At 41.4% G+C, this 23,512-nt stretch carries 36 protein-coding genes; 13 read left to right on the forward strand and 23 right to left on the reverse strand.

Annotated elements, in window-relative coordinates; all coding sequences use genetic code 11:
* Positions 1 to 45: 45 nt before the first annotated feature.
* The 8 genes from ACFINW_RS07200 to ACFINW_RS07235 all read right to left on the reverse strand — a co-directional run bounded on the left by ACFINW_RS07200 (position 46) and on the right by ACFINW_RS07235 (position 4,158).
* On the reverse strand, positions 46 to 603 hold the full coding sequence (locus ACFINW_RS07200; RefSeq protein WP_375639637.1) for a hypothetical protein: 558 nt from the start codon (positions 601 to 603) through the stop codon (positions 46 to 48).
* Between the two features lie 194 nt (positions 604 to 797).
* The gene (locus ACFINW_RS07205; protein ID WP_375639642.1) at positions 798 to 1,346 is read right to left on the reverse strand and encodes an RNA polymerase sigma factor; all 549 of its coding nucleotides are present in this window, start codon (positions 1,344 to 1,346) and stop codon (positions 798 to 800) included.
* A 197-nt stretch (positions 1,347 to 1,543) separates the two neighbouring features.
* Positions 1,544 to 1,954, reverse strand: coding sequence for a hypothetical protein (locus ACFINW_RS07210; RefSeq protein WP_375639647.1), 411 nt, complete (start codon positions 1,952 to 1,954; stop codon positions 1,544 to 1,546).
* Positions 1,939 to 2,817 (reverse strand): recombinase family protein, encoded by an 879-nt coding sequence (locus ACFINW_RS07215; RefSeq protein WP_375639651.1) that lies wholly within the window; start codon positions 2,815 to 2,817, stop codon positions 1,939 to 1,941. Before ACFINW_RS07215 ends, ACFINW_RS07210 begins: the two co-directional genes overlap by 16 nt.
* Positions 2,784 to 3,323, reverse strand: a complete 540-nt coding sequence (locus ACFINW_RS07220; protein WP_375639656.1) for a recombinase family protein — start codon at positions 3,321 to 3,323, stop codon at positions 2,784 to 2,786. The genes ACFINW_RS07215 and ACFINW_RS07220 overlap by 34 nt, the downstream gene beginning before the upstream one ends.
* Entirely contained in the window at positions 3,320 to 3,775 is a 456-nt protein-coding gene (locus ACFINW_RS07225; RefSeq protein WP_375639660.1) for a DUF2924 domain-containing protein, read from the reverse strand. Before ACFINW_RS07225 ends, ACFINW_RS07220 begins: the two co-directional genes overlap by 4 nt.
* A 31-nt stretch (positions 3,776 to 3,806) precedes the next feature.
* Positions 3,807 to 3,956 carry a hypothetical protein gene (locus ACFINW_RS07230; protein WP_375639664.1) on the reverse strand — a complete coding sequence of 50 codons (150 nt, stop codon included), beginning with the start codon at positions 3,954 to 3,956 and terminating at the stop codon, positions 3,807 to 3,809.
* Entirely contained in the window at positions 3,946 to 4,158 is a 213-nt protein-coding gene (locus ACFINW_RS07235) for a hypothetical protein (RefSeq protein ID WP_375639669.1), read from the reverse strand. The genes ACFINW_RS07230 and ACFINW_RS07235 overlap by 11 nt, the downstream gene beginning before the upstream one ends.
* A gap of 166 nt (positions 4,159 to 4,324) precedes the next feature.
* Here ACFINW_RS07235 and lexA point away from each other — a divergent pair, with 166 nt between their 5' ends.
* From lexA to ACFINW_RS07250, 3 genes are read left to right on the forward strand one after another with little or no spacing between them, the layout of a single operon-like run.
* Entirely contained in the window at positions 4,325 to 5,788 is a 1,464-nt protein-coding gene (gene lexA / locus ACFINW_RS07240; RefSeq protein ID WP_375639673.1) for a transcriptional repressor LexA, read from the forward strand.
* 4 nt (positions 5,789 to 5,792) lie between these two features.
* Positions 5,793 to 7,019: a hypothetical protein gene (locus ACFINW_RS07245; protein ID WP_375639678.1), complete on the forward strand. Its 1,227-nt coding sequence runs from the start codon at positions 5,793 to 5,795 to the stop codon at positions 7,017 to 7,019.
* Positions 6,988 to 8,046 carry a hypothetical protein gene (locus ACFINW_RS07250; RefSeq protein WP_375639683.1) on the forward strand — a complete coding sequence of 353 codons (1,059 nt, stop codon included), beginning with the start codon at positions 6,988 to 6,990 and terminating at the stop codon, positions 8,044 to 8,046. Before ACFINW_RS07245 ends, ACFINW_RS07250 begins: the two co-directional genes overlap by 32 nt.
* Before the next feature lie 348 nt (positions 8,047 to 8,394).
* On the opposite strand, the gene ACFINW_RS07255 is transcribed toward ACFINW_RS07250, so the two are convergent.
* The 11 genes from ACFINW_RS07255 to ACFINW_RS07305 all read right to left on the reverse strand — a co-directional run bounded on the left by ACFINW_RS07255 (position 8,395) and on the right by ACFINW_RS07305 (position 15,724).
* Positions 8,395 to 9,438: a tyrosine-type recombinase/integrase gene (locus tag ACFINW_RS07255; protein ID WP_375674004.1), complete on the reverse strand. Its 1,044-nt coding sequence runs from the start codon at positions 9,436 to 9,438 to the stop codon at positions 8,395 to 8,397.
* 2 nt (positions 9,439 to 9,440) lie between these two features.
* The gene (locus ACFINW_RS07260) at positions 9,441 to 9,689 is read right to left on the reverse strand and encodes a hypothetical protein (protein WP_015857131.1); all 249 of its coding nucleotides are present in this window, start codon (positions 9,687 to 9,689) and stop codon (positions 9,441 to 9,443) included.
* 75 nt (positions 9,690 to 9,764) lie between these two features.
* Entirely contained in the window at positions 9,765 to 10,205 is a 441-nt protein-coding gene (locus tag ACFINW_RS07265; protein ID WP_375674005.1) for a hypothetical protein, read from the reverse strand.
* Complete coding sequence (locus ACFINW_RS07270) at positions 10,202 to 10,744, reverse strand: hypothetical protein (RefSeq protein ID WP_375674007.1); 543 nt, start codon at positions 10,742 to 10,744, stop codon at positions 10,202 to 10,204. The genes ACFINW_RS07265 and ACFINW_RS07270 overlap by 4 nt, the downstream gene beginning before the upstream one ends.
* Positions 10,741 to 11,589, reverse strand: coding sequence for a hypothetical protein (locus ACFINW_RS07275; protein ID WP_375674008.1), 849 nt, complete (start codon positions 11,587 to 11,589; stop codon positions 10,741 to 10,743). Before ACFINW_RS07275 ends, ACFINW_RS07270 begins: the two co-directional genes overlap by 4 nt.
* Positions 11,590 to 11,700: 111 nt before the next feature.
* Positions 11,701 to 12,324 carry a lambda exonuclease family protein gene (locus ACFINW_RS07280; protein ID WP_375674010.1) on the reverse strand — a complete coding sequence of 208 codons (624 nt, stop codon included), beginning with the start codon at positions 12,322 to 12,324 and terminating at the stop codon, positions 11,701 to 11,703.
* A 1-nt stretch (position 12,325) separates the two neighbouring features.
* Positions 12,326 to 13,120 (reverse strand): ERF family protein, encoded by a 795-nt coding sequence (locus ACFINW_RS07285; protein ID WP_375636639.1) that lies wholly within the window; start codon positions 13,118 to 13,120, stop codon positions 12,326 to 12,328.
* Between the two features lie 140 nt (positions 13,121 to 13,260).
* Positions 13,261 to 14,004, reverse strand: coding sequence for a Rha family transcriptional regulator (locus tag ACFINW_RS07290; RefSeq protein ID WP_375647396.1), 744 nt, complete (start codon positions 14,002 to 14,004; stop codon positions 13,261 to 13,263).
* Complete coding sequence (locus tag ACFINW_RS07295) at positions 13,997 to 14,431, reverse strand: antA/AntB antirepressor family protein (RefSeq protein ID WP_375627578.1); 435 nt, start codon at positions 14,429 to 14,431, stop codon at positions 13,997 to 13,999. Before ACFINW_RS07295 ends, ACFINW_RS07290 begins: the two co-directional genes overlap by 8 nt.
* 55 nt (positions 14,432 to 14,486) lie before the next feature.
* Entirely contained in the window at positions 14,487 to 14,861 is a 375-nt protein-coding gene (locus tag ACFINW_RS07300; protein ID WP_375621129.1) for a hypothetical protein, read from the reverse strand.
* A gap of 245 nt (positions 14,862 to 15,106) precedes the next feature.
* Entirely contained in the window at positions 15,107 to 15,724 is a 618-nt protein-coding gene (locus tag ACFINW_RS07305; RefSeq protein WP_012754749.1) for a S24 family peptidase, read from the reverse strand.
* Positions 15,725 to 15,807: 83 nt separating this feature from the next.
* Here ACFINW_RS07305 and ACFINW_RS07310 point away from each other — a divergent pair, with 83 nt between their 5' ends.
* The 8 genes from ACFINW_RS07310 to ACFINW_RS07345 all read left to right on the forward strand — a co-directional run bounded on the left by ACFINW_RS07310 (position 15,808) and on the right by ACFINW_RS07345 (position 20,453).
* On the forward strand, positions 15,808 to 16,182 hold the full coding sequence (locus ACFINW_RS07310) for a hypothetical protein (protein WP_375613948.1): 375 nt from the start codon (positions 15,808 to 15,810) through the stop codon (positions 16,180 to 16,182).
* 18 nt (positions 16,183 to 16,200) lie between these two features.
* The gene (locus ACFINW_RS07315; protein WP_375613947.1) at positions 16,201 to 16,569 is read left to right on the forward strand and encodes a hypothetical protein; all 369 of its coding nucleotides are present in this window, start codon (positions 16,201 to 16,203) and stop codon (positions 16,567 to 16,569) included.
* A 120-nt stretch (positions 16,570 to 16,689) separates the two neighbouring features.
* Complete coding sequence (locus tag ACFINW_RS07320; protein WP_375647682.1) at positions 16,690 to 17,169, forward strand: crossover junction endodeoxyribonuclease RuvC; 480 nt, start codon at positions 16,690 to 16,692, stop codon at positions 17,167 to 17,169.
* Positions 17,159 to 18,229, forward strand: coding sequence for a hypothetical protein (locus ACFINW_RS07325; RefSeq protein WP_375674012.1), 1,071 nt, complete (start codon positions 17,159 to 17,161; stop codon positions 18,227 to 18,229). The genes ACFINW_RS07320 and ACFINW_RS07325 overlap by 11 nt, the downstream gene beginning before the upstream one ends.
* The gene (locus ACFINW_RS07330) at positions 18,171 to 18,689 is read left to right on the forward strand and encodes a hypothetical protein (protein WP_375674014.1); all 519 of its coding nucleotides are present in this window, start codon (positions 18,171 to 18,173) and stop codon (positions 18,687 to 18,689) included. Before ACFINW_RS07325 ends, ACFINW_RS07330 begins: the two co-directional genes overlap by 59 nt.
* A 154-nt stretch (positions 18,690 to 18,843) precedes the next feature.
* A complete protein-coding gene (locus ACFINW_RS07335) occupies positions 18,844 to 19,170 on the forward strand; it encodes a hypothetical protein (RefSeq protein ID WP_375674016.1) in 327 nt (108 codons plus the stop codon).
* A 270-nt stretch (positions 19,171 to 19,440) separates the two neighbouring features.
* On the forward strand, positions 19,441 to 20,178 hold the full coding sequence (locus tag ACFINW_RS07340) for a phage antirepressor KilAC domain-containing protein (RefSeq protein ID WP_375613909.1): 738 nt from the start codon (positions 19,441 to 19,443) through the stop codon (positions 20,176 to 20,178).
* Positions 20,175 to 20,453 carry a hypothetical protein gene (locus ACFINW_RS07345; RefSeq protein ID WP_375624254.1) on the forward strand — a complete coding sequence of 93 codons (279 nt, stop codon included), beginning with the start codon at positions 20,175 to 20,177 and terminating at the stop codon, positions 20,451 to 20,453. Before ACFINW_RS07340 ends, ACFINW_RS07345 begins: the two co-directional genes overlap by 4 nt.
* Positions 20,454 to 20,500: 47 nt before the next feature.
* On the opposite strand, the gene ACFINW_RS07350 is transcribed toward ACFINW_RS07345, so the two are convergent.
* The gene (locus tag ACFINW_RS07350) at positions 20,501 to 20,929 is read right to left on the reverse strand and encodes a type II toxin-antitoxin system HicB family antitoxin (protein ID WP_375674018.1); all 429 of its coding nucleotides are present in this window, start codon (positions 20,927 to 20,929) and stop codon (positions 20,501 to 20,503) included.
* Between the two features lie 67 nt (positions 20,930 to 20,996).
* Positions 20,997 to 21,188 carry a hypothetical protein gene (locus tag ACFINW_RS07355; protein ID WP_004859817.1) on the reverse strand — a complete coding sequence of 64 codons (192 nt, stop codon included), beginning with the start codon at positions 21,186 to 21,188 and terminating at the stop codon, positions 20,997 to 20,999.
* A 302-nt stretch (positions 21,189 to 21,490) separates the two neighbouring features.
* Here ACFINW_RS07355 and ssb point away from each other — a divergent pair, with 302 nt between their 5' ends.
* Positions 21,491 to 21,943 carry a single-stranded DNA-binding protein gene (gene ssb / locus ACFINW_RS07360; protein ID WP_375640822.1) on the forward strand — a complete coding sequence of 151 codons (453 nt, stop codon included), beginning with the start codon at positions 21,491 to 21,493 and terminating at the stop codon, positions 21,941 to 21,943.
* Between the two features lie 10 nt (positions 21,944 to 21,953).
* Positions 21,954 to 22,496 carry a hypothetical protein gene (locus tag ACFINW_RS07365; protein ID WP_375640823.1) on the forward strand — a complete coding sequence of 181 codons (543 nt, stop codon included), beginning with the start codon at positions 21,954 to 21,956 and terminating at the stop codon, positions 22,494 to 22,496.
* 3 nt (positions 22,497 to 22,499) lie between these two features.
* On the opposite strand, the gene ACFINW_RS07370 is transcribed toward ACFINW_RS07365, so the two are convergent.
* Positions 22,500 to 22,922 carry a type II toxin-antitoxin system HicB family antitoxin gene (locus tag ACFINW_RS07370; RefSeq protein ID WP_375624121.1) on the reverse strand — a complete coding sequence of 141 codons (423 nt, stop codon included), beginning with the start codon at positions 22,920 to 22,922 and terminating at the stop codon, positions 22,500 to 22,502.
* Between the two features lie 20 nt (positions 22,923 to 22,942).
* On the reverse strand, positions 22,943 to 23,125 hold the full coding sequence (locus ACFINW_RS07375) for a type II toxin-antitoxin system HicA family toxin (RefSeq protein WP_006589116.1): 183 nt from the start codon (positions 23,123 to 23,125) through the stop codon (positions 22,943 to 22,945).
* Between the last annotated feature and the right edge of the window lie 387 nt (positions 23,126 to 23,512).

Here is a 23,512-nt window from a genome sequence, read left to right on the forward strand (position 1 = left end):
AACGCTTCATTCCGGGCGCTTATCAAGTGAATAAGATCTTGTTTTTCAAGGATTTGAGCGGAACTTGGCTAAGGCACGTTGATCAAACCAGAAGGACATGACAGCGGCAAATAATGCCTGTGTTTCAGCATCCCACAGGGCGATCAGTCCGTCAGTAATTCCGACACCCTGATCCAATAACTTGAACAGTGCAGCGGTTTTGACGGTGGCGAACAGAATGAAAAACGCATAGGTGATAATCGGGCGAACAGATGCACGCAGAGCCTCAACCCATTTCACCCCACTGGGCTGGCTGGCATGAGCATAGAGCGCTTTGCTTTCTGCCACATCGGCCTGCACCTGTATTTCTTCAAGACGCTGCGTATGGCCTTGACGTTGCGCTTCCGTATAAAGCTCACGGATGACAGACAGGTGCTTGTAAATGGCGCTTTGTTCTTTATCCAAAGCCTGTGCGGCAAAGGCCAGATCATCCAGAGTGGCCTCATGGATAGGTTTGGTGGTGTCTTCTTCTATGGCACCAAGTGCCGGGATTTGAATAAATGCCGGAACATATTTGGCGTAAAGGCTGTCTTTAATCAGCTTTTGTAACGATGGTTTAAACATGAAACCTCCTTGATTTCGTGGGTTAAAATTTGCTCTTTGGTCATGTCGTTTCGGCTGCCGGGTTCTGACGCCGCCCAAAGAGCAAAGCGGTCGCGGTATTTCCTGCTTCAGGTCTTGTATTTCCGCGAGAACCCGGCATGTTTTCTTGCCTTCAAGGAGTTACTTACCGAGAGGACTCAAAAACTGTCGGCGGCTCAGTGCAGATATTCCGCAAAGCCACGCTCCTTCAGCGATCCGCGAAGTTCGGACAGCGTCCCGTAGAGGGTTGAGCGTGGGGTTTTGGTTTTGCGTGAGATTTCACTGATGCTGAGCGTTCGCAGATCAACCAGCAGAAACACAAGATGCGGCGGCATCTGCTGAACAGCTTGTTCAAGGTCAATTTGAAGGTCGCGGTTGGTCAGGTCTTCGGTTGCAGGGTCAGGCAGAGCGTTGTCGTCGCCGTCCTTATCCTCAAGCCACGCATCAAGTGAAAAATCACTGATGCCGGACCCACGTTTTTGGGCGCGGGCAGCCTCAATGAGGCTGGCACATTTGTGGTTGAGGATGCGGTCAACAAAGGTCGACCATTTTGCTTTTTCAGGAACATAAGCCTGCTTGCGGGATAAATAATCCAGCATCAGCTCTTGCTCGAGGTCCTCGACTTCTACGCCATGAATGGCGGAGTGCCGCATCAGGCTGCGTGCGTGATAACGGACTTGGTTTACGACATAAGGATAGATGCCTTCATAGTTGTTTTTGCTCATGATTTTCGTCTCCTGTTGCGGTTAGCCGCCACGCGGGCGGGTCAACTGGGACTGGCGAAAACTCACTGGAGACTCTGAAAATCGGTGCGTTACTCAAGGCGCAAAAACAAAAAAGCCCCGCATGCCGGGGCTTTGGTGGGTGTAAATTTTTTTGAAAAAAATTTCAGGGTGGTCGGTGAAATTTCACCGAAGGGAGATTAGGCAAATCCAAAATGCTTTAATTGCTCATCCCAAATATCGGGAAATGGGGTTTGTATATCCTGCAGGCTTAACTGGCGCAGCTGCGTGCCATCCAAGATGGCCTTTTTGATCTGGGGAGCAAGTTGATTGAGGCGCAGTATCCGCGACATATAAGAGGTGTTGATCTGGCGTTGGCGTGACATGTCATCAATGGATTTATAGCGCCCCGTATCAAGCAGGTTTTGCCAGTAATAGGCTTTGGCCAAGGCCGTTACGAGTGTTTCGTCTTGCTTGGGTGCTTCTTGTGGCGGGGTCATTTGGTAGCCTTCAGGCAAAATAATCATTTTCTTGCCACCATATTTCTTGATCCGCATTGGCACCCGGATTGAAATGGTGTTGTTCGCCATCATTTTTACGCATTTATCCATGCTTTCTCCTCCAGTTTTTTTGTTGAAGTGCCTTGCAGCCGCTTGTCTTGCTCGTCCAATTCCCGAGCCAAACTATCCATGCCTGCAGCCCTGATCCGGATATCGACAAATTCATAATTGACGATGACTTTTTCAATCATCAGCTCAAGGATGCGTTGTTTTTCAGCAGGATAAAGTTCTTTCCAGATCGGGACGATGTCATTCAGGTTGCTGTAAACCTCATGCTCCGTGATGGTCTCATCCTCTTTTTGTGCTTCGCGCCACGTTTCCATGATCATCTCCGGCGAGGCAAAAACAGCTTGAAGCTGATTCAATATCAATGCCTCCATTTCATTGGTGCTGACATTGCGAACCTTGCAATCCGGGTTGATACCTTTGCGGTAATGTTCACAGGTGTAATAGCGATAAAACCTGCCACCTTTTTTACGGGTATGACTTGCCACCAATCCACATTCGCATTCACCGCACTTCAAAAGCCCCATCAAAATGGCCTTGGTTTTCTTCCGCGTGATTGCGCCTCGGTTGATGGTATTTTCTTTCATGGTGGCGCGGACTTTATTCCACGTATCCATATCGATGATGGCTGAAAGGCGGCCTTCGTAGATTTTATCTTTATGTTTGATTTTTCCGATATAGATGGGGTTTTGCAGAATCTTATAAAGGCCGCCTTTATCCATTGCTTTACCACCGATAACACGTTCGTTTTTGGTTGTGCGTTTTTTGCTTAATACCCCCATGCGCGGCAACATCTTTGCCATTTCCGTGGGCGACTTGGTCATCAAAAATAGATCGAATATTTTGCGGATACCCTCAGCCTCATCGGGCTCAATCACAAGCTCACGGTTTTTGACCACATAGCCCATAGGTGTGACACCCCCATCCACATGCCTTTGCGTTTGGAGGCTGCCAATTTATCGCGGATACGTTCGCCGATCACTTCACGTTCAAATTGGGCAAAGCTGAACAGGATGTTCAGCGTCAATCGGCCCATTGATGTGGTGGCGTTGAATTGCTGAGTAACGGAAACGAAGGACACTTTGTGCTCGTCAAACAGATCAATCAGTTTGGCAAAATTAGCCAAGGAGCGTGACAAGCGGTCAACCTTGTACACGACAACTGTATCAATCAGGCTGCTTTTGATGTCGTCCATAAGGTGTTTTAAAGCTGGGCGATCCATATTGCCGCCTGTAAAGCCGCCATCATCGTAATTATCGGGAAGCTGGAACCAGCCTTCATGCTTTTGTGAGGCGATGTAGGATTCACAAGCTTCTCGCTGAGCATCAAGGCTGTTGAACTCCATGTCTAAGCCTTCCTCGGTGGATTTGCGCGTATAAATCGCGCAGCGTTTTTTCGGTGTGGTTGTGCTCAATGTTTGCCTCTTTGTGCTTTGTTGTTTAATCCGAAGAAGGCAGCTCCAGACCAGCTGCTGCCTGTAATGGCCAGTGCAACCTTGGACAGGCTTTTGTATAGGCAGCCTGCATATTCATAACCTTCCTCTACAATGGTGACCTGATATTCGATGCCCTTATATTCCCGCACCAGTTTGGTACTGGGGATGGGCCGCTGATATTGTGTCTTGCGTTTCGGCTTGGCTTTTTTGCCAGAGCCGAATAAATCATTGGCCTGCTGTTCGATCCGGTTCTCAATCTGTGGATCAACGCCGTAAGCAAGATCCTGCAGGCGATACGCCAGTCTGCAGACAATGTGGCTTTTATGGCCACCAGGTGGTTCGGCCTGATACACATCCCGCCATAAAGCCTTTAAGTCGGATAACGGCATATTTGGGAGCGCCGCCACACGCGCCAGAAGTGTTTTATCCATTCTTCACTTCCTGCGATTCTGCTTTTTTCTTTTACTTCAAGCGGAGGCGTTGCCAGCCCAAGTCGACAATATGGGCGACTTCCTTTTGCCGATCTGCATCGGACACAAGTCCGGCAGGAAGTTGGCCCAGCTTGATTTGTAATCGCTCTCGTTCGGTGAGCTCTTTGTTTTCATGACTCATCAGGAACTCCTTGGTTTTTTGGTTCTTCGTCATGGACATGAATGCTTGGAAAAACCCTGAAGTCCAATGAATTAGAGGGATGTGTTGGCTCGAACTGACGGTTCAGGCGTATCTTGCGACGCAGGATGCCAAGTGTCAGCAAATGTGCTACCTCATTGCGGCGATCTCGTTCATTTATTAGGTTTGGAGAAAGTGAAGACATGGCGAACCTCCTTGAGAATTATTGCGTCGTTCAAGGAGTTACTTACTGAAATGACTTGAAAACTGTCGGTTCAGTCAATGCTGTGCATTGAATCAAATTAGGCTTGTGAAAATCATAAGCCTAATTTATATTAGGTTGTTAATTAAAATATAGTTGAAGTTTGAAAATGTCAATTTTGCTCAAAGATATATGGCCGATTGAAAATTTGGCCGACTATAAAATTCACTTTGCGAGATACAACCAGCACTCGCAGCCGCTAGAGGTATGGGGAAGAAGCAAAGAAGAATGGCAAGGCTGGCAGGAATACTGGCCGGGCCGCAATGATTTTAACAGGCCGCTTATTTTCTCACTCATGCAATTTCACTACGAAACCGACATCTGGCTGTTCGGTGGTGTGTTCAGAGTATTGGAGAAACATGCAGACCGCTATGAGGTTGAGCTTACTGATTTGGGCAAAGAGTTTATTGGGCGTCTGAAAATCCGATCATCTTATCGCAACCGCACGACTAGGACCAATATGGAGCCACATTACCATAAGTTTGAAGTGCAAGAGATTTTGCGTGAGCCATATTCCGGTAGAGCATTCTGCGGATACGATAAAATAGACTTATCATTTGAAGAGCTCGAAGTCTTGATCAAGAATGACAGGCCAGATTGGAAAACAGCACTAGAATGCGTTAAGGGTATTTACCCGATTACCGATACGCATACGGGAAAACGCTACATCGGCTCTGCTTATGGTGATCAAGGCATATGGTCACGATGGAAGTGTTACATTGAAACGGGTCATGGGGAAAACAAAGGCATTCATGATATGATAAACAAAGCGGGAATTGATTACTGCCGTTCTCATTTCCGTTTTGCGTTGCTTGAGCAGCGGCTTAGCACCCCCCCCCCGATGAAAAAATACTGGAAAGAGAAGTCTTCTGGAAACGCATTTTGCTCACAAGAGGCGAGCAAGGGCTTAACCATAACTGAGTGTAAGATGGATAGATTAACACAAGCACAACAGAGTTTATTACAGGCCATTGAGCGCCTGAAACGTGCCATGGAGATGTCGCCCACGGTACAAGAGCTTGCTGTGGAATTGGGGGTGAAAGCACCCAGTGTGTTTGAAGGGCTCAAGCGACTGGAAGATAAAGGCTATATTCGCAGACAGGCGCGAAAAGCGCGGTCCATCGAAATCCTCCATGCACAAACACCGGATAAGACCAACCTGACGGCTGTTCCTGTTTTGGGGATGGTTGCGGCTGGCCAACCGATTCTTGCTCTTGAAAACAAGATTGGTCAGGTCATGGTGCCGAATAATGTTCTACGCGGGAAGTGCTTTGCGCTCAAAGTGCACGGCGACAGCATGATCGATGCTGATATTTTCGAGGGAGATTACGTTGTTGTGCGCCAGCAATCTATTGCTGAAAACAGCGATATTGTGGTGGCCATGGTTGGCGAAGAGGCCACTGTAAAGCGGCTGAGTATTGAAGGGGAGCATATTGAGCTGCGCCCTGAAAATCAGAAACGAAAACCCATCATCATAGGACAACAGGATGAACTTAAAATAATTGGGAAGGTCTTACACGTCTGCTCGGGTATTGACACCGAGGCCCTCCTAGACGAACCCCAAGGAAGATAACTACATGAGCACCTATAATTTACGACGTTTTGCCCAACCTGATGTTTTGAAACACATCGAACAAGATAATCTGATTACTTTTCTTAAACGGTATGAAAGCTACCTGACCAGACGCGGGTTCAGCTTTGAACTGAATGAAGATAATGAGCTGGATTTTGAAACGCTCTGCCAAGTTCTGATGAATCCATCAGAGGATATGGACATTGAATTCGTTGAAGCCTTGTTTTTCATTCAAGAAATGTCCGATGGTGAACATTTTGAAGAGTTGAGTGAACAGGCTGAAGCCAATAATATTGACACGCATGAAGATTCAACAGCAGCTGATTTGGCCTTAGCATTATGGCTGCACGATCCCGAGCTTTTAAAGCGTCCTCACGCAGAGGCGATGATCCTCAAGCCAAAATCATTCATGTATTTCCAGTCTGATCAAAAGTCCCCTGATACGTTTACTCTTCCAAAATCAGAAACCATGCGAACGCTGGAAGCTGATATGGACGCTTGGTTTTTGAAAAATAAACGCGGCACTGACTGTCGAATTTTGCCTGTCAGCGCAGAGGACGAAGACAAGACATACTTCCTGATCCGTCATGGCATGCCGTTTAAGCGTGAGGGCAAGATTGAATCTGGACAATCCAAGACCATTTTTTACCGCCCAGAGTTTCATGACGTGATTGTCTATGATCGTGCCAATAATGAACTAGCCGTCTTTAATAAGTCCGGTGCCAAGAAAGAGCGCACCATGTATTTAGATTTGTTCAGCCAACATCTCTTCGGTCAGGCTGAATATTTCCCCGGCGCAGAAAAATATACATTGCAGCCACTGATCGATAACGGCGTTGATGCTTTGGCTTGTGCCGATATTGATGGACTGGAAGATATAAAGCTGGTAGAAATCCAGCACCAGTTTCTTGGACCGTATAATGACAAGCAGACGCTACGCTCAAATGATGTGTTTGCGTCCTTAGCCTCAAGAGATCGTGAATTCCCGAACTTTGGCAGACTAGTCTCAGCCAGTTTTTCGGTGAAATTTGAAAATGCCAAACGTCCACGCATGGTCAAGGTGCGAACACCGAATATGGCCAACTTTGATCGCAAGGAAGATTCTCACCTGATTGAAACATGGCTGCGGAAACGTGGCTTTGTAAATGAGCAGAAAGAGGAAGAAGACAGCAAACAACCCGTAGCACATCAGGAGAGTCATGACGCCGTATCAATCGCCGCCATGGCGTAAACTCACAGAGCTTTCTGGTGGCAAGGGTGTAAAAGCTGAATGGCTAGACTTTCCAGAAGAATTGCTTGCCATCACCAATGAGCAGGCATCTGCCATTCCCTGTAATGGCCGAGCTGGGTGCTACATGAATGTCGTGCAACATGGGTCTAGCGATATTGTTGGCATCTGCACATCAGATACCAAGCAGTGCGACCGACGCACGCTCAAAAAATCAGAACTGGCGCTGTATCGCATAGATCATAAAAAGCTGGCGACCAAAATTGCTGAGGCCATTGGTTTTACTGAGGAAAATGAAAAGATCACGGGCCAAACGGCTCTTTGGAAATTTGGTGTGCTCAATCCGCAAGCCGAGCATAGCTTTCCTGTCTATTGCTTTTTGGGCCAGACATCCTCGCAGTTGGATAAAATTGTCAATCAGCTTTGCATGGCTGATCAGACGTTTCTGTTAATTGCCTCCACCAGCAGTCTTATCAGCACTGCCAGCTCTGACGCAAGCATCAGGCATAAATCCAAGCTCATCGGCATAAATGATGTGCTCGTCGTTGATGCTGCAGGCAAGGTCACGGCGAGAGACAGCGCTCAAACCATCATCTCCAATTGGTTGGAAACGGTGTTGCCGAAATCAGCTAAACCGGGATCTGAGTACCAATTCCCGACACCAGCAGGCGCAACATGGGAGCAGTTTGTGTTCGAATTTACCGCAACAGAGATGTTGTCAGTGACATGCGGACAAACTCAGAAACGTCTGGAACCTGAGCATCTGAAGATGAAAGATCAGAGATCTGGAAAAAGAACGAACCAGTGGACACTCCTATTGGTTCTTGCAAAAACCGGGGGAAGCCTCTCGTGGCAGGATAGCGATGCAAATGATAAGCTAAAAAAGCAGAAGCAGGAATTAGCAAACAAACTCAAACAGACCTTCGGCCTTTCTGAAAACCCGCTTCGATGGTCGCGTAAAGAGGAGTGCTATAAAGCCCGCTTCATCATTCGCGCAGATGATAATGTCCTGCGTCAGCTCACTGGTTGACAATGCTAGGCATAGACTGCTGCGAACTGGTCAATTGCCAAACCCTTGATTTCCCATGACTAAAAGCTCCGTACTTCGTTTTTCCAAGTACGGTGTTTTTCAGGAAAGGGGCATATATAGGAGAAAAATTAGAGAAAAACGGGGTGTTTTTATAGAGAGGAAGTCAATTGCAAATAGCGAAAAAGCCCGCAAATGCTGGGCTTTTGAGGCTATGCCATATAAGGCATATGAAAGTTCGTTTTAGGTTAATGGCGGAGAGAGAGGGAGCGTTATATTTATATAAAATCAATAAGTTATATAAAAGTTCGGGAGTTTTGATTCCTTTGATTCTTTTAACTTATTTTATGTCTATCCCGAACCTTTTTGTAGCTTTTTGATTGCTTCTATTGCAAGGCGTTTTCTATCAGCTGTTTTGGTATAAAGGGATGCCATTTTATCTTCTGTCCAGCCAAAAAGCGCTTTCATTTGTGAAACCGTAGCACCAGCATTGGCTGCACGTGTTGCTGCTAATTTTCGCAATCCGTGCGCTGATTTTTTAATACCTGCTGCATTACATGCTTCACGAAAGAGGTTGCCAAAACTTTCTTTGACAAGCTTATTTCCACCTTTACCACAAATGAATGTTTCATTACCTATAGGACCAATTTTAAGGGTTTCCTCTAGTTCTGGTAAAATAGGAAGAAAAACATCTGTTTTAAATTGGCTCTTTTCTGTTTTGAGATAAATGATATTATCTTTGACGTCTTTCCAGCCGATACGAACGGCATCACCACGACGCAAGCCTGTATAAAGAAGAACATCAATCCAGACGCGTTCATGTGTACCATGTGACCAACGGTGATAATATTTGTCTATGTCCTCTTCTCGCCATGGTAGTAATCCCTCACTGTTTAAAGATTTTGGTGCTTTTATATTAAAGGCAGGATTTCTATTTAAAAGGGCATTATCAACCGCCCAATTAAAGAGACCATTTAAAGAGGTCAAAAAATGTTTTGCCGCGGCGGGGGTATCTCGCCTTCTGTCTACGGCTTCAAGAATGTGTTGTTTGTTTATGCTTTTATATGCACGATCACCGATATGTTTAGAAACATTATTCAGAATTCGATATTTAACTTTTTTAGTGGATTCTGATTGATTATGCCATTGCATGCTTTGTAAATACTGATGCAATAACCAATCGAAAGACCCTTCTGTGAGTCTGGTACGCCTCTTTGTTTTGGAGGAGCCATTTTGCGCTTGTTTAATAGCCAGCGTATAATTGTCAACAAACTCTTGCGTTCCATAGGTTCCTTCAATCCGAAACCGTGGTCCATGACCAATACGTACATACCATATAACTTTACCATGGCGTGTACGTTCACGAACAAGATGCGGTGGACGGCGTTTTGGCATGGCTAAAACTTTATACCGTCGACAGAGGGGCAACTTTTGCTGGTCTCGTAGTCTTCTTGTTCATTTTCAAGTGGTGGAAAATCGTCAATGCTATAAGTATTATCTGTCGTTGTTGGTGTTATGGTTTTATTGATATGAATTAATAATTCCCCTGTAGGTTTGATTTCTATGAGTTCACATCCTTGTTTTTTAGCTTCTCTTAAAGCACGAGCAATAGCTGGTTGCGTGATAGTAGGTGGGCGGTGTGGCATGTTTATTCCCCTTCATTTTAGATGTAATTCCCCCGTGGCGTGAATCACGCTTGTGTTTAAAAGTTGTTTGTGTGGTTAGAAAGGGACGTCGTCCCCTGTTAAGTTTTCTGTCTTTTCCTTGTAAACAATTTTGTAATCGGCATAAATTTGTGCGTCGCCATAAATTCTTGGATTACCATCAATAATTGCATATTTGTAAATTTGTGCGTCCCCAAAAATATCCCCCCCATATACTTTTCCGTTATCATAAACTTGTGCATTGCCATAAACGCGTGCAAAATAAGCAACTTTCGCGTTACCAAACACTTTAGCGCTGTCGTAAACTTCGGCACCACAATAAACCATAGCTTCATTACTAACCCAACAGTCGGCTTTATGACTTAGGTTGTCCTCATTCTCTATAAAGCCCCCAAGGTTACCTTTCTTGACGCCACCAAAATCTCTTAATGCTCTAATTCGGTGAAGCGTAAATCCATCAACATTAATTGTTTCATCAGTAAGTTCGTATTTTCTCATCTGGTTTGTTCTCCAGTTGAGATTCTTCTATTGTCATTAATCCAGTCGTCCCAACATACACATGCTTCACCGTAAATTTTTGCATGACCGTAAACATGCGCATCACCGTAAACTTGTGCACTTCCATAAATACGAGAATTGTCGTAAACCTTGGCGTTACCGTAAACAACAGCACGACCATAAACTTCTGCATTATCAAAAACGTGCGGTTCACCGCAAATATATGCATCACCGTAAACTTCTGCATGACCGTAAATGCATGGTTCATCGAAAACTTCTGCTTTGCCATAAATACGAGAATTGCCGTAAACCTCGGCATAACCATAAACTTGTGCATTTTCGTAAACCTTAGCATCATCATAAACCTTGGCATAACCCCCAATCCAGCAATTGCCATCATGACTTAGATTGTCTTCTTTCTCGATATAGCCGCCAAGATCACCTTTCTTGACGTCCCCCAAATCTCTCAATGCACGAATGCGGCGGAGCGTTTTGCGCCCAACTTCGATTGTTTCATCTGTCAGTTCATATTTTTTCATCTGGTCTTTTCTCCAGTTGATATGGCGTTATAGTCATCAACGTGTGCGCTACGATAAACTTCTGCATCACCGTAAACTTTTGCTTCTCCGTAAATTTCTGCCTTATCATAAACACGTGCTTCATCGTAAACGCGTGCATCATTGTAAACTTTTGCACGCCCATGAACATGTGCATTGCCAAAAACCAAGGCATCACCAAAAACCTTGGCATAACCATAAACCTCTGCATTATGGGAAACGCATGCATTACCGTAAACTTCTGCATGATCATAAATTTTAGCATCACCATAAATCCTTGCACTATCGCCTACATGTCCGTCTTTAATTTTTGCATTGCCATAAACTTCTGCCTTATCGGAAACGTATGCATAACCATAAACATGTGCATTATCGGAAACTTTTGCTTCATCGTAAACGCGTGCACAACTGTAAACCTCTGCCTTACCGTAAACACGTGCTTTATCGAAAACGCGGGCACAATCGTAAACCTCTGCACGACCGTAAACTTCTGCATCACCGTAAACTTTTGCTTCTCCATAAATTTCTGCACGACCGTAAACGCGCGCTTCATCGAAAACGTGTGCGCTCTCGTAAACATGTGCATTATCGGAAACTTTTGCTTCATCGAAAACAAGTGCATTGCCATAAACACGTGCATCTCCAAAAACACAAGCCTTATACCAAATCCAACAATTGCCCTCATGGGATAAGTTGCCTTCATGCTCTATAAGACCGCCTAGGTCGTCTGCTTTAATACCACCAAAGTCTCGTAAGGCACGAATGCGGTGGAAAGTTTTGCCATCAACCTCAGTTGTTTCATCAGTAAGTTCATATTTCTTTTCCATGGTTTATTTCCTTGATTTGCGCACAATCCACCCGTAGCGTGAATCATGCATTACTTAAAAGTTGTTAGTAAATGGGTGGGGGTGCTGGGAGGAGAGAGCACCCCCATAGGTTTAAGCAGCTTTTGCCAAAATCTTTTGCATCTCTTGTTCTATTTCCCCTAAAAAGATTTCGACCGCTTTATTAATCTCTTCAATGTATTGCTCATCACGGTTGATGCGTTTGATTTTCATTCTCAAACCAGTAGATCTGCCTACAAAGTTTGGATTATAGCTCATGAAATCACACCACTTTCGTCCTGTACAAGCCATTTGGAATTGCATTTGTGCGTGATATTCAGGCTTGATTTCGTCATACATAAAAAAACGAAGATGAGTTGTTGATTGTGGACATTTGACTTCAATTAAACCGTCCTCTCCAATGAACCCATCAGGACTTGCACCCGCCATTTTCATTTTTGGGTGTGGGATAAACCCGCATCTTGTGACTTCTGTGTCATAAATGAATTCATATTCTCTCAAGGCATTCTCTTCATGTTCAATGCCCCATTGCATAGCCGCTGTTGTATAAGATTGGCTTATTCCCTCTATTAAGCGTTCTGTCATGAGTTTGATTTTGTAGTCTTCATATTTACTTGTAGGCAAACCTTTTGCTGTCTTACTGAGTACGTTGTAAACGTTTGAAGCAGTGACTTTACCCAAGCGCGCTTGAAACCATTCTGCTGTTCTTTGTTTCATCTCACACCGCCGTTTGTTGCTCTTGTGGCGTTGCTATATCGGCATCTTGTATAGTAGAATCTGTTTCTACCTTTTGCTTGTTTTGTTTCTTTTTCAAAAGATGCAATACCGTTTGTGCTTGTCCTTCAGACATATCGTCAAGCTTTTTGACGTCGACATAAGCAAGTATTTTTTCTTCTTCTGCTTGGGTTTGTACGATGAGTCTTCTGATTTCATTGATCTGTTGTGGAAAAGCCTTTTTAATAGGTGTGTTCCCATCCGTATCATCATCTTCACTCACGACATTAAGAAGCATACCTAACAGATATCTGCGTGCGTATGTGATTGCAGAACCAACCGATTGTATATTTGACTTGCATCCTTTCGTGTCATAAGGAAACTTTCCTTCTGTTGAGATTTTATTTCCAGACGGATGCGTCAAAGTCATTTCTATAATTATATTGTCTGAACTCTGTTCTTTGATACGAGAAAACAAAGCAAATCGGTGTTTTGCAAGAGTATTTTTTACAGCATCAATGTACTGGTCAAGGGTTGCATATTGGCTGTTTGTATGGGTGTTTGTAGAGTTTTTTTGTATTTTTTGATATTCTATTTGCATATTCGAAAGATCACTGGCAAATCTTTCGTAGTTTTGTCGTTCTATTTCTTTTTCTCGTAAGGCAATGAGACGCTCGAGACGGTCCATATCGACGTCATTTCCTAAGGCTTTATTTAAAATGCGTTCCATAGCAGTTTGTTCTACGGCTAAATGATGTGGTTCTTCAATTTCTGTTAGGTTAGTGTTTTGTTCCCTCATCTTGATTTCCTCCTATTTGAGCGCAATTCCCCCGTGGCGTGAATCACGCTTGTTTTAAAAAGTTGTTTGTGTGGTTAGAAACGGTTTATAGAGATACTATAAGATTAGTCGTTCGTATTTCTTTTCCATAATTGTTGCTCTTAATGCATGCTTTGTCTTTTAAGCTCTTGAGACAGCACACCAATTCCTTTTGCTGTGACTTTTGCGCAAGGAATGACTTTTTCTATTCCACTTGCGGTTTGAAGTGTGATGGTTGGACAATCCATAAGTTTCTTTTGGATTTTGTCTTGATAAGGAAGCAAATTTCCACCTGCTGCTCGTCTGTAAACCCAACCTTTTTTCTGTAAGAATTGAATGAATTGTTTTGGTTGCATCTCAAGTATTTTAGCGGCTTCTGTAAGACCAAAGAGTCCATCATGGCGCTGTAAGCTTTCAAGAGCCATGGCTTTTGGTGTTAAATCTTCAATGATGGTGTCTTTTTGATCTATTTGACCTTGTAGGTAATTCAAAAAGCCAATCATAGCCTTTGGACTTGAATAGTCGATTTGTGGTGTTACTGCTTGCTTTTCCAATTCTTGCCAACGGTCTATAATCCTAGCGCGTAATGTCATGCTGTAACCCGAAACTAAAATGAGGCATTCACGTTTAGGAAGGTTGTAACAAGGGAGAGTGCGACCAGTTGAATCTTTGTAAAAACCTACAAATTCACTCAGCCCAAATTTGGGCTCAGTACTTTTAGAGTGCAACTCTTCAAGCATTTGCTTAATATCACGCATAACGTGTTTATGTTGTTTACTACACAATTCTGCAATTTCACGACTAGACATGGTTGGAATTGTTGTGTTTTGAAAATTGCTTTCAGATGTTGTAATAAAATTACGCATGCTTCACTCCGTTCGCTGTGACAACATTGTCATTCTGCTTAATTTGCTGTCTTAGATGTCTTAAGAAATCTTCTAATGTTTCAGGATTTGAATAATCGATTTTTGAATTTGCTTTTTTTTCGCATTTCAGAAAATATTCACGCACTTGTTTACCTTTGAGACCAGGTTCACAAATGGCAATGTGTTTTGCTGTGTCTAAAGTGAGAGCATAATCTTTAAAAGGATTTCCACGTGAGGAGTTTGATAATTCTTTAGTAGAAAGTACAAAGTCGACATCTTCTCTAAAGCTAAGTTCTTTAATACAGTTTGTTATCCACTTTCTAAACTCGGTTTTTACCTCTAAAAAGGTATATAAATCACGAGCGCTAATAGTTTGAACCTTTTGATGCTGAATAATATTGTATTGAGTAGCAAGAAGCTTTTCCATTACAGACCTCATATTGGTGGGATTGAAAGGGGCGTCTTTAAAACGCCCTTAGATTTTAAAGCACATCACAAGGACGCAAACGGTGTTGTTGTTCATAAGTACCGTAAATCTCATCATTATATTTTTCGTCTGCGATCTCGTCTAAAAGTTCTTGGTAAGCATCACTTTCGAGTACAAAGTCATGAACTTTACTCTCCTCGTGGAGATGTTCGATATTTTCTTTTACATATGCTTCTGCAATTTCTTCAGAGATATCTTCACAATTATTCTCAGAAGGATTGATGCGAAAGATTTGGATTGCATCATCTGCCTCGTCAATAATTTTTAGAACTTGGCTTTCATCCAGTGGTCCCGACCGACCAATGTTTTGATCATCATCATAGACAACTAATAAGATTTCATCAGAATTTATAAGAATTGGCTTATCCATAATTTTTCCTCCCTAACGCCTCTTGGCGATTGTTTGTGCGTGGTTTATGGATATATTAGTACATTATGCACTAAAGATAGTCAAGTACATAATGTACTATTTTTTAAAAAAAAATAAAAAAAGACGAATCACGGCACAATTTAGAGAATCAAAATTTTGCTGTTTACTGATAAAAATCAAGCAAACTTGCTTCAATCTGTTGATGGCAATCTAATCGATAACGTGAACAGAGAATCGTATTGTGTTTACATATCAAGAATAGTGCGCCGTACACGACCTATTATAGAGATAGCGCCTTCAAGTTTTGGAGCCTTTATTGTTTTGTCGTATGAAGCGGGCTGAAAAGGAGGATCATCATTAGGTCTGTATCGTTTATATGTCGCTTGTCCAGATTCATCTGCAATTACATAGCAGGCATTAGGCACAAGTTTTTTGTCTCGCATATTTACAAATATTATAGAATCTGGAGGGCTAATTTTATTCATAGATGCCCCATCTACACGTAAAGCAATCCATTCACCGGCAGGAAGATTAACAGCCTCTGTCATAGGATAATCTGAAAAATCCATTATCCCATCTTGCTCGCTTAATTCTCCAGCGCTAATCCATGAAACGACAGGAATACTTATATTGAGGTTAGGATTTTCTTGAGGAGACTCGCCATACAAAATCCACCCCGGATCTACATTAAATACTTGTCCATAGAGCTCGGCTATTTGGCGCGAAATACCACGATTTCCATTTTCGTGACTAATTAGGGTATTTTGATTAAGAGCTGGTATAGCGCGCGCAGCTTCGCTTGGTGTTGCGTATCCAGCATTCTTACGCGCTATTTTAAGTCTATCTTTTGGCAAATAAGTCATTTGTACATTATCCACTATTTTTTTAATTCATTGTGTACGATTTTATCTTGATTTAAAATTGTACGTAATGTACTATTTGTGTCATGGTTAATGATTTTTATGTCAAAAGTTTGATTGAATCTTGGGGATCTATACGCCAATTTGCAAAAGAAATTGGTTGTAGCTATGAGGCTGCGCGTAAAATGCGTGATCGCAATAGTATTTCTCCAAAATACTGGAATATAATTATTCAGTTGTCTAAAGCCAAGGGTCTATCTTGGGTTACACTAGATTGGTTCCTACATAATTATGGGAGTAAATCCCATAGAGTTGTTCGTCCAATGACAAAACGAAGAAAAGATACGCTTCATCTGGTGGAGAAAATTAGTACAGCAAATGCATCACAAACAGTAATATCTTCTCATATTGCTGCCCCTACAGATAATAACGAACATCAACAGCATCATTCACACTCTTAAAGAAGAAAGAAAGTAAAGATGGATTATGGTTTAGCGGCAATTATTATACTTTTTACGACCAATGTAATTACGGTTTTTTGTTTGTGGGCCTATCGTAAAGTTTTTTATTTATATCGTAAAAAAGAGCAAAGCTATGTAAATGTTTTGCAAAAATCATATTATACTTTTTATATTTTGAAAGATTTAATACAGGAAATAGGTTTTCCAGAAGGCTGTACAATCGTTTTTAATAATTCTGATTGGAATTTTTCTTTTGATGAAAACAACCATTTAATAGCCAAAAATTCTTTAGGACCAGAATTGTCCATAAAGATGCATGGCGACACAAAATATTTCAAAGAAAACTCTCAAAAAATTTTTGAAAAACACAATCGGTCCAAACATTAAATGTAACGAGATGAGGCATGCAGTGTATTTTTGAATTGAGTAAGTTCATTTTTTTTAATTTATGACTAAACGCTCTGTCATAGCAAACATATAAATAGGTAGAGCCTTAAGGGGGGGATTATGATCACTAACGCACAAACCATTTTATGTCTTGATCTAGGGACCAAGACAGGCTGGGCGATATGCGGTGCGGATGGTCACATAACAAGCGATACAGAAGATTTTCAATCACGCCGTTTTGAAGGCGGTGGCATGCGTTATTTACGCTTTAAACGGTGGCTTACTGAACTAAAGAGATCTGTTGATGAAATTGACGCGGTGTATTTTGAAGAGGTGCGCCGGCATGTGGGTACAGACGCTTCTCATATTTATGGGGGCTTTCTAGCAACCTTAACAGCGTGGTGTGAACATCATCAGATACCATATGAAGGCATTCCTGTTGGCACAATTAAGAAGGCAACAACAGGAAAAGGTAACGCCTCAAAAGAAGAAATGATTAAGGCGGTATGTGCAAAAGGACATACGCCTAAAGACGACAACGAAGCAGATGCTTTAGCAATTTTATATTTAATGAAAGAAGGGGGTATATATGTCCAGTAAATTACCGTGGACGAGGCTTTTTGCAGATAGGTGGGCAGTAGTTGTCGATTATTTACCTCCTGTAGAAGGTAATATCTATATGAGATTGCGGTTTCGCATGCTTCGTACTGGTGAACCTCTTTTTTGTAACATTAAAGTTTTGTCTCATTACACTGGTTATTCAGTAAAGAAATTTGAGACAGCTTTGAATGTTTTGCTAGAAGAAGGATATATTATTCGTTTAGCAGATGGTCGTTTATGGAATCTCGATGTTGAAGAAGAATTAAAAAATTGCAATGAGAATTTAAATAAACTTTCAGAAAAAGCTATAAAAGCTGCGAATACTAAGAGAAAAAAACATAAAGATGACTCATCAAAAGACCATGATGATGTCATGATGATGTCATCACGAGGTCATGATGACATCATGATGAAACACATTAACATAAACAATAACATATATAATAAAAAAACTAATACTATCGTATTAGCAAAAAAAGAAATTGGTTCTGAAAGTTTAGAAACAAACGATTTGGTTGACGAGCCAACAGAGGTTGCTGCTGTTGAAACCACATCAGAGCAAATCACAACCTCATCAGACAACCAACCTCCCATTCACGAGCAAGAAAACGTTCCTAAGAAAGCAAAACGAGCGAAAGCTAATCGCGGTTGTCGATTGCCTACGGATTTTGAACCCGATTACGATTTTGCCATTGCAGAGGGCTTGCCGCCAGAGCGCGTCAAAGTCGAAATTGCAAAGTTTCGAGATTATTGGCGTTCAAAAGCCGGAGCAAATGCAACCAAAATCGATTGGCAAGCAACATGGAGAAACTGGGTGCGAAAGGCTATCGAGGGTTTAGAAAAAACGAAAAACACGAACAACAATGGTGGAAACAATGGAAATTACACTCAAAAGCAAAAAAGCATTGGGGAGCGTATCGCAGACAGTCTCCTTGATATCGGAAATCGAGGGTATTTTGAAACACATTCATGCGATGATACCTCCGAGCGGTCCGTTTGTTTTGAAGGATGGCAGCCAATTAACGAAACAGCAGGAGTCGATTGCTTTAGAGGCTGGTGATCAATTGCAAGAGCTCTTCGCAGTGAAAGCAGGTAAAGAGGATATAGCAAAAGCTATTCGCATGCTGTCGTGTGGTTTGAAAATAGCACAACAATCAGACCATGAGGGAATGGCGTTGACCTATGGAATGGTTTTGGAAAATGTCTCTGCATGGTCACTGATGACAGTGGTCAAACGGATTTTATGTGATGAAATAAATTGTTTATCCGATACGTTTTTTCCGAGCACACGAGAACTTGTCAGGTTGTGTCGAGATTTAGAAAACAGTCTTTTGAGAAAAGCCAATTTTGTACGCAATGCTGTTTTGAGATTCCGTGAAAAGGAGTTGAAAGAACAAGCAGAGAAAGAGCATTCAAGCCCCCTTACGCTTGTTCACAAGCAAGAGCTTGAAGAAACTTTAAATGGCATTGGTGGGATAATGAAACGCTTTGGTCCACAGCAAAGTAGTGAAAAGTGCTGATCATTTTACGATTAGGCATGCATTTAAATCGACAAAAAGGTACCATACAAAGCGATTTAAAGATTTTACGATGAAAACCACGTCTGTAATACAAAACGCTCTGTACGGTCAAATTTGAGGCAAATAGACCAATTGGTAAAATTAGGATTAAAGCATGTTCATTTTTAAACATTTATTCTTAAAAAACCGTAAACAACCCATGCAAAAAGAGTTTGTTGCAACAGCTGTTGGTTATGTTCCTTGGGGGGATGGGGTAGAGGAGTATTTTTACAACCTCTACGAATATGAAGATGGCACAAGAGAGTGTGAAAAGTTTGATGGCGGCCAGTATTATACCACACCAGAAAATGCGGATTTTAGTACCAAAGCGCAAGTGAAAGCATGGGTTTACGGTGGTGGTATTCCGAAAAGCGTTCTCAATTACGAACCTCTTATAGACGAGATCAATAAAGAGATCAAAAAATTATCAGAAGTAGCTTGACATTATTACAGCAATATGAATAATCGAATCAGGTGCCTAACGAACACCTTAAATACCAAGCGGACGAGCTACCGAGATAGTTTATTTTCCGCACATTAAAGGCTTTGACTCATTGTATGTTACACGCATATAATGATCTCGTCGGGTGTGGTTACGCTATACAATACCCTTACGGGAAAAGCGTAACGACGGACTTGGTACCGTGTTTGTTAGCGCCCGGCACTCTTTATTGAGTGTCATTAACAAACGTCTATTACCAAGGAGTTCATAATGAACACTCTTATAAAAATTACAGAAAGTGTTGCTAATAGTGCTACCACTCAGACTATGTCGAGTCGTGAAATTGCTGAGTTGTGTGGTAAAAGACATGACCATGTCATGCGTGATATTAAGAAAATACTTGAAGAATTATACACTGAAGGAGGTCTCCCCAAATTTGGGGGCACCTATTTAGACAAGCAGGGAAAGCCTCAAAACTGCTATAACCTCCCCAAGCGTGAATGTTTAATTCTTGTTTCTGGTTATAACACTACATTACGTGCAAAAATCATTGACCGCTGGCAAGAATTGGAAAAACAAGTAGTGACACCACAAATAAATCTTGCCAATGCTTTGGAAAATCCTCTTACGATTAAGCAACTCCTTTTAGAGAGTATCAATCAATTAGAAGATTTGAGAAATGAGGTGAGTACACTCAAACCAAAAGCAGAAGCTTTGGATGGCTTAAAACGCTCTGATGGTTTGTTCGGTTTGATAGAAGCAGCAAAGATGTTAGAGGTACGACCAAAGGATTTAACAGATTACTTGCGTCAAAACGATTGGGTCTATCGACGGGCTCCAGGGGCGCCTCTGTTACCTTATCAGGACAAGATCAAGAAAGGATTCATGGATTGCCCTGCTATTACGATTCAAAGACCAGATGGTACAGAAAAGGTGCTGCCTTCAACAAAAATCACATCTAGAGGATTGGCATGTTTGAGAGAACAAATCTTTGGGGGTGTGCAATGAATAGCAGTGTCGACTTCTTATGCGATTTGTGGCTGTCGTTGTTTAAGCTTTCTAATCATCGAGGTATTGGAGATGAGGACTGCAATGCTATAGTTGAGGTTATGGAATCGGTCGTAGATGCTCTGGTTTTAAAGCTTCAAGATGACGTGCCCAATATTACAAAAATCTTGGCAATTTTGACAGATTTTGGAGCTTCAGAACTTCCACATCGTATGGATTCTTTGTTGCGAACTTATGAACAAAATTTGGAGCCTCCCATTAAAAAGGTTGCTTAAGTAAAAAACATCCCCCTTCCCCATCTTTACAAGGTGGGGAAGACGTTTCAAGCCGCGTTTTTGATTGTAATAATGACTTGCTTGCCAAGAACGCTCAGTGCTTGCTCTAGTGTTTGAAGCTTAGTTGGATAATTTGGATCAAGAATGCGTCTTGCTTCTGTTTCTTTTTTACCCAAACGATGTGCCAATTCTGTTTTTGTGATATTCGCTTCATTAAAGGCTTCTACCACTGCGAGCTTAAGAGCATTCCACGCATCTACCGTAACCTCTACAAGGTCTTTATACTGTTGTCGCATTGGTAAAGGCAAACCACGCATAGGATAGCTCCGTAATGCTAACCCTAAAGCTTCAACAGCATTCTCTAATGCCTCTGCTCTATTTTCTCCAGCTGTTATTGCTTCTGGTACATCTGGAAAGGTTACAATAAAACCACCATCTGGATCAGATTCCAGTTTTGCTTGATACGTGTATTCCATGTTTAGGTCTCCTCGCCATGATCAAAATGCTTTTGAAACGAAAAATTAAAGCCGTTGAGAGAGTAACTCATACCCCCAACTGCTTTTTTATTATTTTCACGTAAAGTGGGGTCAATTCACCAGATTTTATAACGGTTGTCTTGTCTCCAAAAGTTACCAAATAATGTGACCCTTTGCCTGCATCAGGAGCTTCACTGTAATGAATGCCTCTTTTTCTGGCTTCTTTACGTAATTCTCTAAGCAGTGCTTCTCGTTTCATTTAGCCTCCCCCTTTTTTCATAAAATGAATATCGCACAAAAAGGTTCGATAGTCAACAATAAATCGAACAAAAAAGTTTGATACAGACTCTTAATGAAAGGATATTTATTGAATAAGTTAAAAGCAGAAATAAGAAAGCCATGCCATTTGTGTGACATGGTTTTTTGATGAATAATTTGTCAAATAATATTATAATGTAATACTTAAAAAACTGTGATTAATTAACTGAAATAATTGAATAAATATGCAAATTATGCTAAGATTTTTCATGTATAAATTGCTAATCTAATGGGGCTACAAATATGCTAAATAAAGTGACGTTAATCGGACGCCTTGGTGCTGATCCCGAAAGCAAAACAATGAATTCTGGAGCAGAAATAGTCAATTTTAGTATAGCGACTTCTGAGAGCTATACAGATAAAAGGACCAATCAAAAAGTAGAGAAAACAGAATGGCATTCAGTTGTGATTTTTAATCCACATTTGGCAAAAATTGCACTTCAATATCTCAACAAAGGTTCAAAGGTTTACGTAGAAGGAAAATTACAGACACGCAAATGGCAAGATAAAAATGGGCATGACCGTTATACAACAGAGATTGTCTTACCACAATTCAAAGGTGAATTGTATTTGCTTGATGCAAAGAAAGCTCAATCGGCATCCCCTACCCCTTCACCCATTACTTCTCAAAGTTATGCTATCGCTTCAGGTGCTCAAGATTATAGAACAGCTCTTAACGATAGCGTCCCATTCTGATTGAAAAAATATGGCTAAAAGAAAAAAACGTACAAAACGTGGTCGTCCTCGGATTAAAGGGTGTATCAGAGAACCAAATGGACGTATCTCACGAGCAAAAACACCGCATGAACCCATGGATAAATTGGCAATTGAAATGCGTGCCAAACGCTTTGACTTGACCATAGAAGAGGCTAAAAATCCGCTTTCCGGCACCTATATCGGGCGGCTTTATTTGCAAGGCGAAATAAATCAAGACCAATATGATGCTGCGCAAAAATATCTTGAAGTGAAAAACAATTACCTATGTGCAAAAGCATTGCCTAATGCAATTTATGATGAAATGCCTACAACTTCTGATAACGGAGCAAGAGAGAAATGGGTACAGAAGGCAACACAACGTCTTTTAGCTGTAAAAGATGTTGTTCAAGAAGCTCAATGTTTACACCGTCAATATAACCTTCATGCCGCATTACAGTATCTTGTCATAGAAGATCAATCACTACCACACCTTGTGCTTTCATTGCGCATTGCTCTTAATGCGCTTTATAAACATTTTACGCAAAACCGGTAGTTTTCAAGCGGCGTCTTGGATATTAATGGCAACCTCTTTTCCAAGAGCAATGAGAGTAGATTCTAAGGCATCTAATTTGGTTGCGTGGTTTAAATCCAACAATCGGTCAATTTGTACTGGATGAAGTTTTAAAAGACGTACGAGATCAGCTTTGCGTAAGTTTTTTTCAATCATAGCGTTATGTATTGCAATTTTTAAAGTCACCAATGAAGATACTTCAACAAAAGGATAGGCAATATCACGATGTCCAAAGGGAATAGGTTCACGATCTTGAAAACGCCCCATAATGACTGTTAAAAGTGCATTTTTAGCCTGTTCCAAAGCCTCTTTTTCATCGTTACCATAGGTAATAAATTCCTGAAAGTCTTTAGAGACGACTAGAAGAGTATCATTGTCATCTTTGATAAATTTGATTGCATATTTCATTTACACCTCCATATTCAGGCTTATTTTAGGTCAAGATCTTTAAGAATCTTCTGGACTAATCCTGTTCCTAATTCTTTTCGCGTACCATGCATAGGTAAAACGGACTTTTTAGAACCGCGCTTTACAAGCAAATGTCCACCTTTCCCTGAAGTAAAACTGCAACCATGCTTTATAAGATATCTTTTCAATTCTTGACTATTCATTATAATAATATAACATCTAAAATGTTTCAATACAACATAAATGTTGCGTTAAAGGAAAATAAAGAATATCTTTTAAAACACCATATTTAGGTAAAAAAATAAAAAAAATACAAGATCATGATTTTTTTTGTTGACATAGTGTAAAAAATCGTATTTAATGACGGTACTGCACTAGTCGTATTGTGTCTAAAATTCAAAAATATCCCCAAAAATTCAGTAAAATATGAACTTGAAACGTAGCTAGAAAGCCCTGTTTTCTCGGTAATTCTGACTAATCTATTTTTCAAATAACAAAAATCAATAATTGACTAATGATGTCATTAATTCATTGCCTCAAAAGGAGCGAAGATGAAAGCAATCATCACCAAGCCAATGTGTGTTGTTGGC

This window comes from Bartonella sp. AA18HLJMS (genome assembly GCF_042197245.1).
In the GTDB taxonomy this organism is placed as follows: Bacteria; Pseudomonadota; Alphaproteobacteria; order Rhizobiales; family Rhizobiaceae; genus Bartonella.

Excerpts from the sequence above, each read along its gene's own strand:
- ACFINW_RS07300 (WP_375621129.1), bottom strand. The coding sequence starts at position 14,861 with ATGGATAAGCCAATTCTTATAAATTCTGATGAAATCTTATTAGTTGTC.
- ACFINW_RS07235 (WP_375639669.1), bottom strand. The coding sequence starts at position 4,158 with ATGTCTTCACTTTCTCCAAACCTAATAAATGAACGAGATCGCCGCAAT.
- ACFINW_RS07375 (WP_006589116.1), bottom strand. The coding sequence starts at position 23,125 with ATGAATAGTCAAGAATTGAAAAGATATCTTATAAAGCATGGTTGCAGT.
- ACFINW_RS07230 (WP_375639664.1), bottom strand. The coding sequence starts at position 3,956 with ATGAGTCATGAAAACAAAGAGCTCACCGAACGAGAGCGATTACAAATC.
- ACFINW_RS07370 (WP_375624121.1), bottom strand. The coding sequence starts at position 22,922 with ATGAAATATGCAATCAAATTTATCAAAGATGACAATGATACTCTTCTA.
- ssb (WP_375640822.1), top strand. The coding sequence starts at position 21,491 with ATGCTAAATAAAGTGACGTTAATCGGACGCCTTGGTGCTGATCCCGAA.
- ACFINW_RS07215 (WP_375639651.1), bottom strand. The coding sequence starts at position 2,817 with ATGGGCTATGTGGTCAAAAACCGTGAGCTTGTGATTGAGCCCGATGAG.
- ACFINW_RS07365 (WP_375640823.1), top strand. The coding sequence starts at position 21,954 with ATGGCTAAAAGAAAAAAACGTACAAAACGTGGTCGTCCTCGGATTAAA.
- ACFINW_RS07270 (WP_375674007.1), bottom strand. The coding sequence starts at position 10,744 with ATGAAAAAATATGAACTGACAGATGAAACAATCGAAGTTGGGCGCAAA.
- ACFINW_RS07265 (WP_375674005.1), bottom strand. The coding sequence starts at position 10,205 with ATGAGAAAATACGAACTTACTGATGAAACAATTAATGTTGATGGATTT.
- ACFINW_RS07210 (WP_375639647.1), bottom strand. The coding sequence starts at position 1,954 with ATGGATAAATGCGTAAAAATGATGGCGAACAACACCATTTCAATCCGG.
- ACFINW_RS07320 (WP_375647682.1), top strand. The coding sequence starts at position 16,690 with ATGATCACTAACGCACAAACCATTTTATGTCTTGATCTAGGGACCAAG.
- ACFINW_RS07305 (WP_012754749.1), bottom strand. The coding sequence starts at position 15,724 with ATGACTTATTTGCCAAAAGATAGACTTAAAATAGCGCGTAAGAATGCT.
- ACFINW_RS07325 (WP_375674012.1), top strand. The coding sequence starts at position 17,159 with ATGTCCAGTAAATTACCGTGGACGAGGCTTTTTGCAGATAGGTGGGCA.
- ACFINW_RS07355 (WP_004859817.1), bottom strand. The coding sequence starts at position 21,188 with ATGAAACGAGAAGCACTGCTTAGAGAATTACGTAAAGAAGCCAGAAAA.
- ACFINW_RS07340 (WP_375613909.1), top strand. The coding sequence starts at position 19,441 with ATGAACACTCTTATAAAAATTACAGAAAGTGTTGCTAATAGTGCTACC.
- ACFINW_RS07260 (WP_015857131.1), bottom strand. The coding sequence starts at position 9,689 with ATGCCACACCGCCCACCTACTATCACGCAACCAGCTATTGCTCGTGCT.
- ACFINW_RS07280 (WP_375674010.1), bottom strand. The coding sequence starts at position 12,324 with ATGAAACAAAGAACAGCAGAATGGTTTCAAGCGCGCTTGGGTAAAGTC.
- ACFINW_RS07290 (WP_375647396.1), bottom strand. The coding sequence starts at position 14,004 with ATGCGTAATTTTATTACAACATCTGAAAGCAATTTTCAAAACACAACA.
- ACFINW_RS07315 (WP_375613947.1), top strand. The coding sequence starts at position 16,201 with ATGGATTATGGTTTAGCGGCAATTATTATACTTTTTACGACCAATGTA.
- ACFINW_RS07275 (WP_375674008.1), bottom strand. The coding sequence starts at position 11,589 with ATGGAAAAGAAATATGAACTTACTGATGAAACAACTGAGGTTGATGGC.
- ACFINW_RS07310 (WP_375613948.1), top strand. The coding sequence starts at position 15,808 with ATGGTTAATGATTTTTATGTCAAAAGTTTGATTGAATCTTGGGGATCT.
- ACFINW_RS07205 (WP_375639642.1), bottom strand. The coding sequence starts at position 1,346 with ATGAGCAAAAACAACTATGAAGGCATCTATCCTTATGTCGTAAACCAA.
- ACFINW_RS07285 (WP_375636639.1), bottom strand. The coding sequence starts at position 13,120 with ATGAGGGAACAAAACACTAACCTAACAGAAATTGAAGAACCACATCAT.
- ACFINW_RS07335 (WP_375674016.1), top strand. The coding sequence starts at position 18,844 with ATGTTCATTTTTAAACATTTATTCTTAAAAAACCGTAAACAACCCATG.
- ACFINW_RS07225 (WP_375639660.1), bottom strand. The coding sequence starts at position 3,775 with ATGGATAAAACACTTCTGGCGCGTGTGGCGGCGCTCCCAAATATGCCG.
- ACFINW_RS07200 (WP_375639637.1), bottom strand. The coding sequence starts at position 603 with ATGTTTAAACCATCGTTACAAAAGCTGATTAAAGACAGCCTTTACGCC.
- ACFINW_RS07345 (WP_375624254.1), top strand. The coding sequence starts at position 20,175 with ATGAATAGCAGTGTCGACTTCTTATGCGATTTGTGGCTGTCGTTGTTT.
- ACFINW_RS07255 (WP_375674004.1), bottom strand. The coding sequence starts at position 9,438 with ATGCCAAAACGCCGTCCACCGCATCTTGTTCGTGAACGTACACGCCAT.
- lexA (WP_375639673.1), top strand. The coding sequence starts at position 4,325 with ATGTCAATTTTGCTCAAAGATATATGGCCGATTGAAAATTTGGCCGAC.
- ACFINW_RS07245 (WP_375639678.1), top strand. The coding sequence starts at position 5,793 with ATGAGCACCTATAATTTACGACGTTTTGCCCAACCTGATGTTTTGAAA.
- ACFINW_RS07350 (WP_375674018.1), bottom strand. The coding sequence starts at position 20,929 with ATGGAATACACGTATCAAGCAAAACTGGAATCTGATCCAGATGGTGGT.
- ACFINW_RS07250 (WP_375639683.1), top strand. The coding sequence starts at position 6,988 with ATGACGCCGTATCAATCGCCGCCATGGCGTAAACTCACAGAGCTTTCT.
- ACFINW_RS07295 (WP_375627578.1), bottom strand. The coding sequence starts at position 14,431 with ATGGAAAAGCTTCTTGCTACTCAATACAATATTATTCAGCATCAAAAG.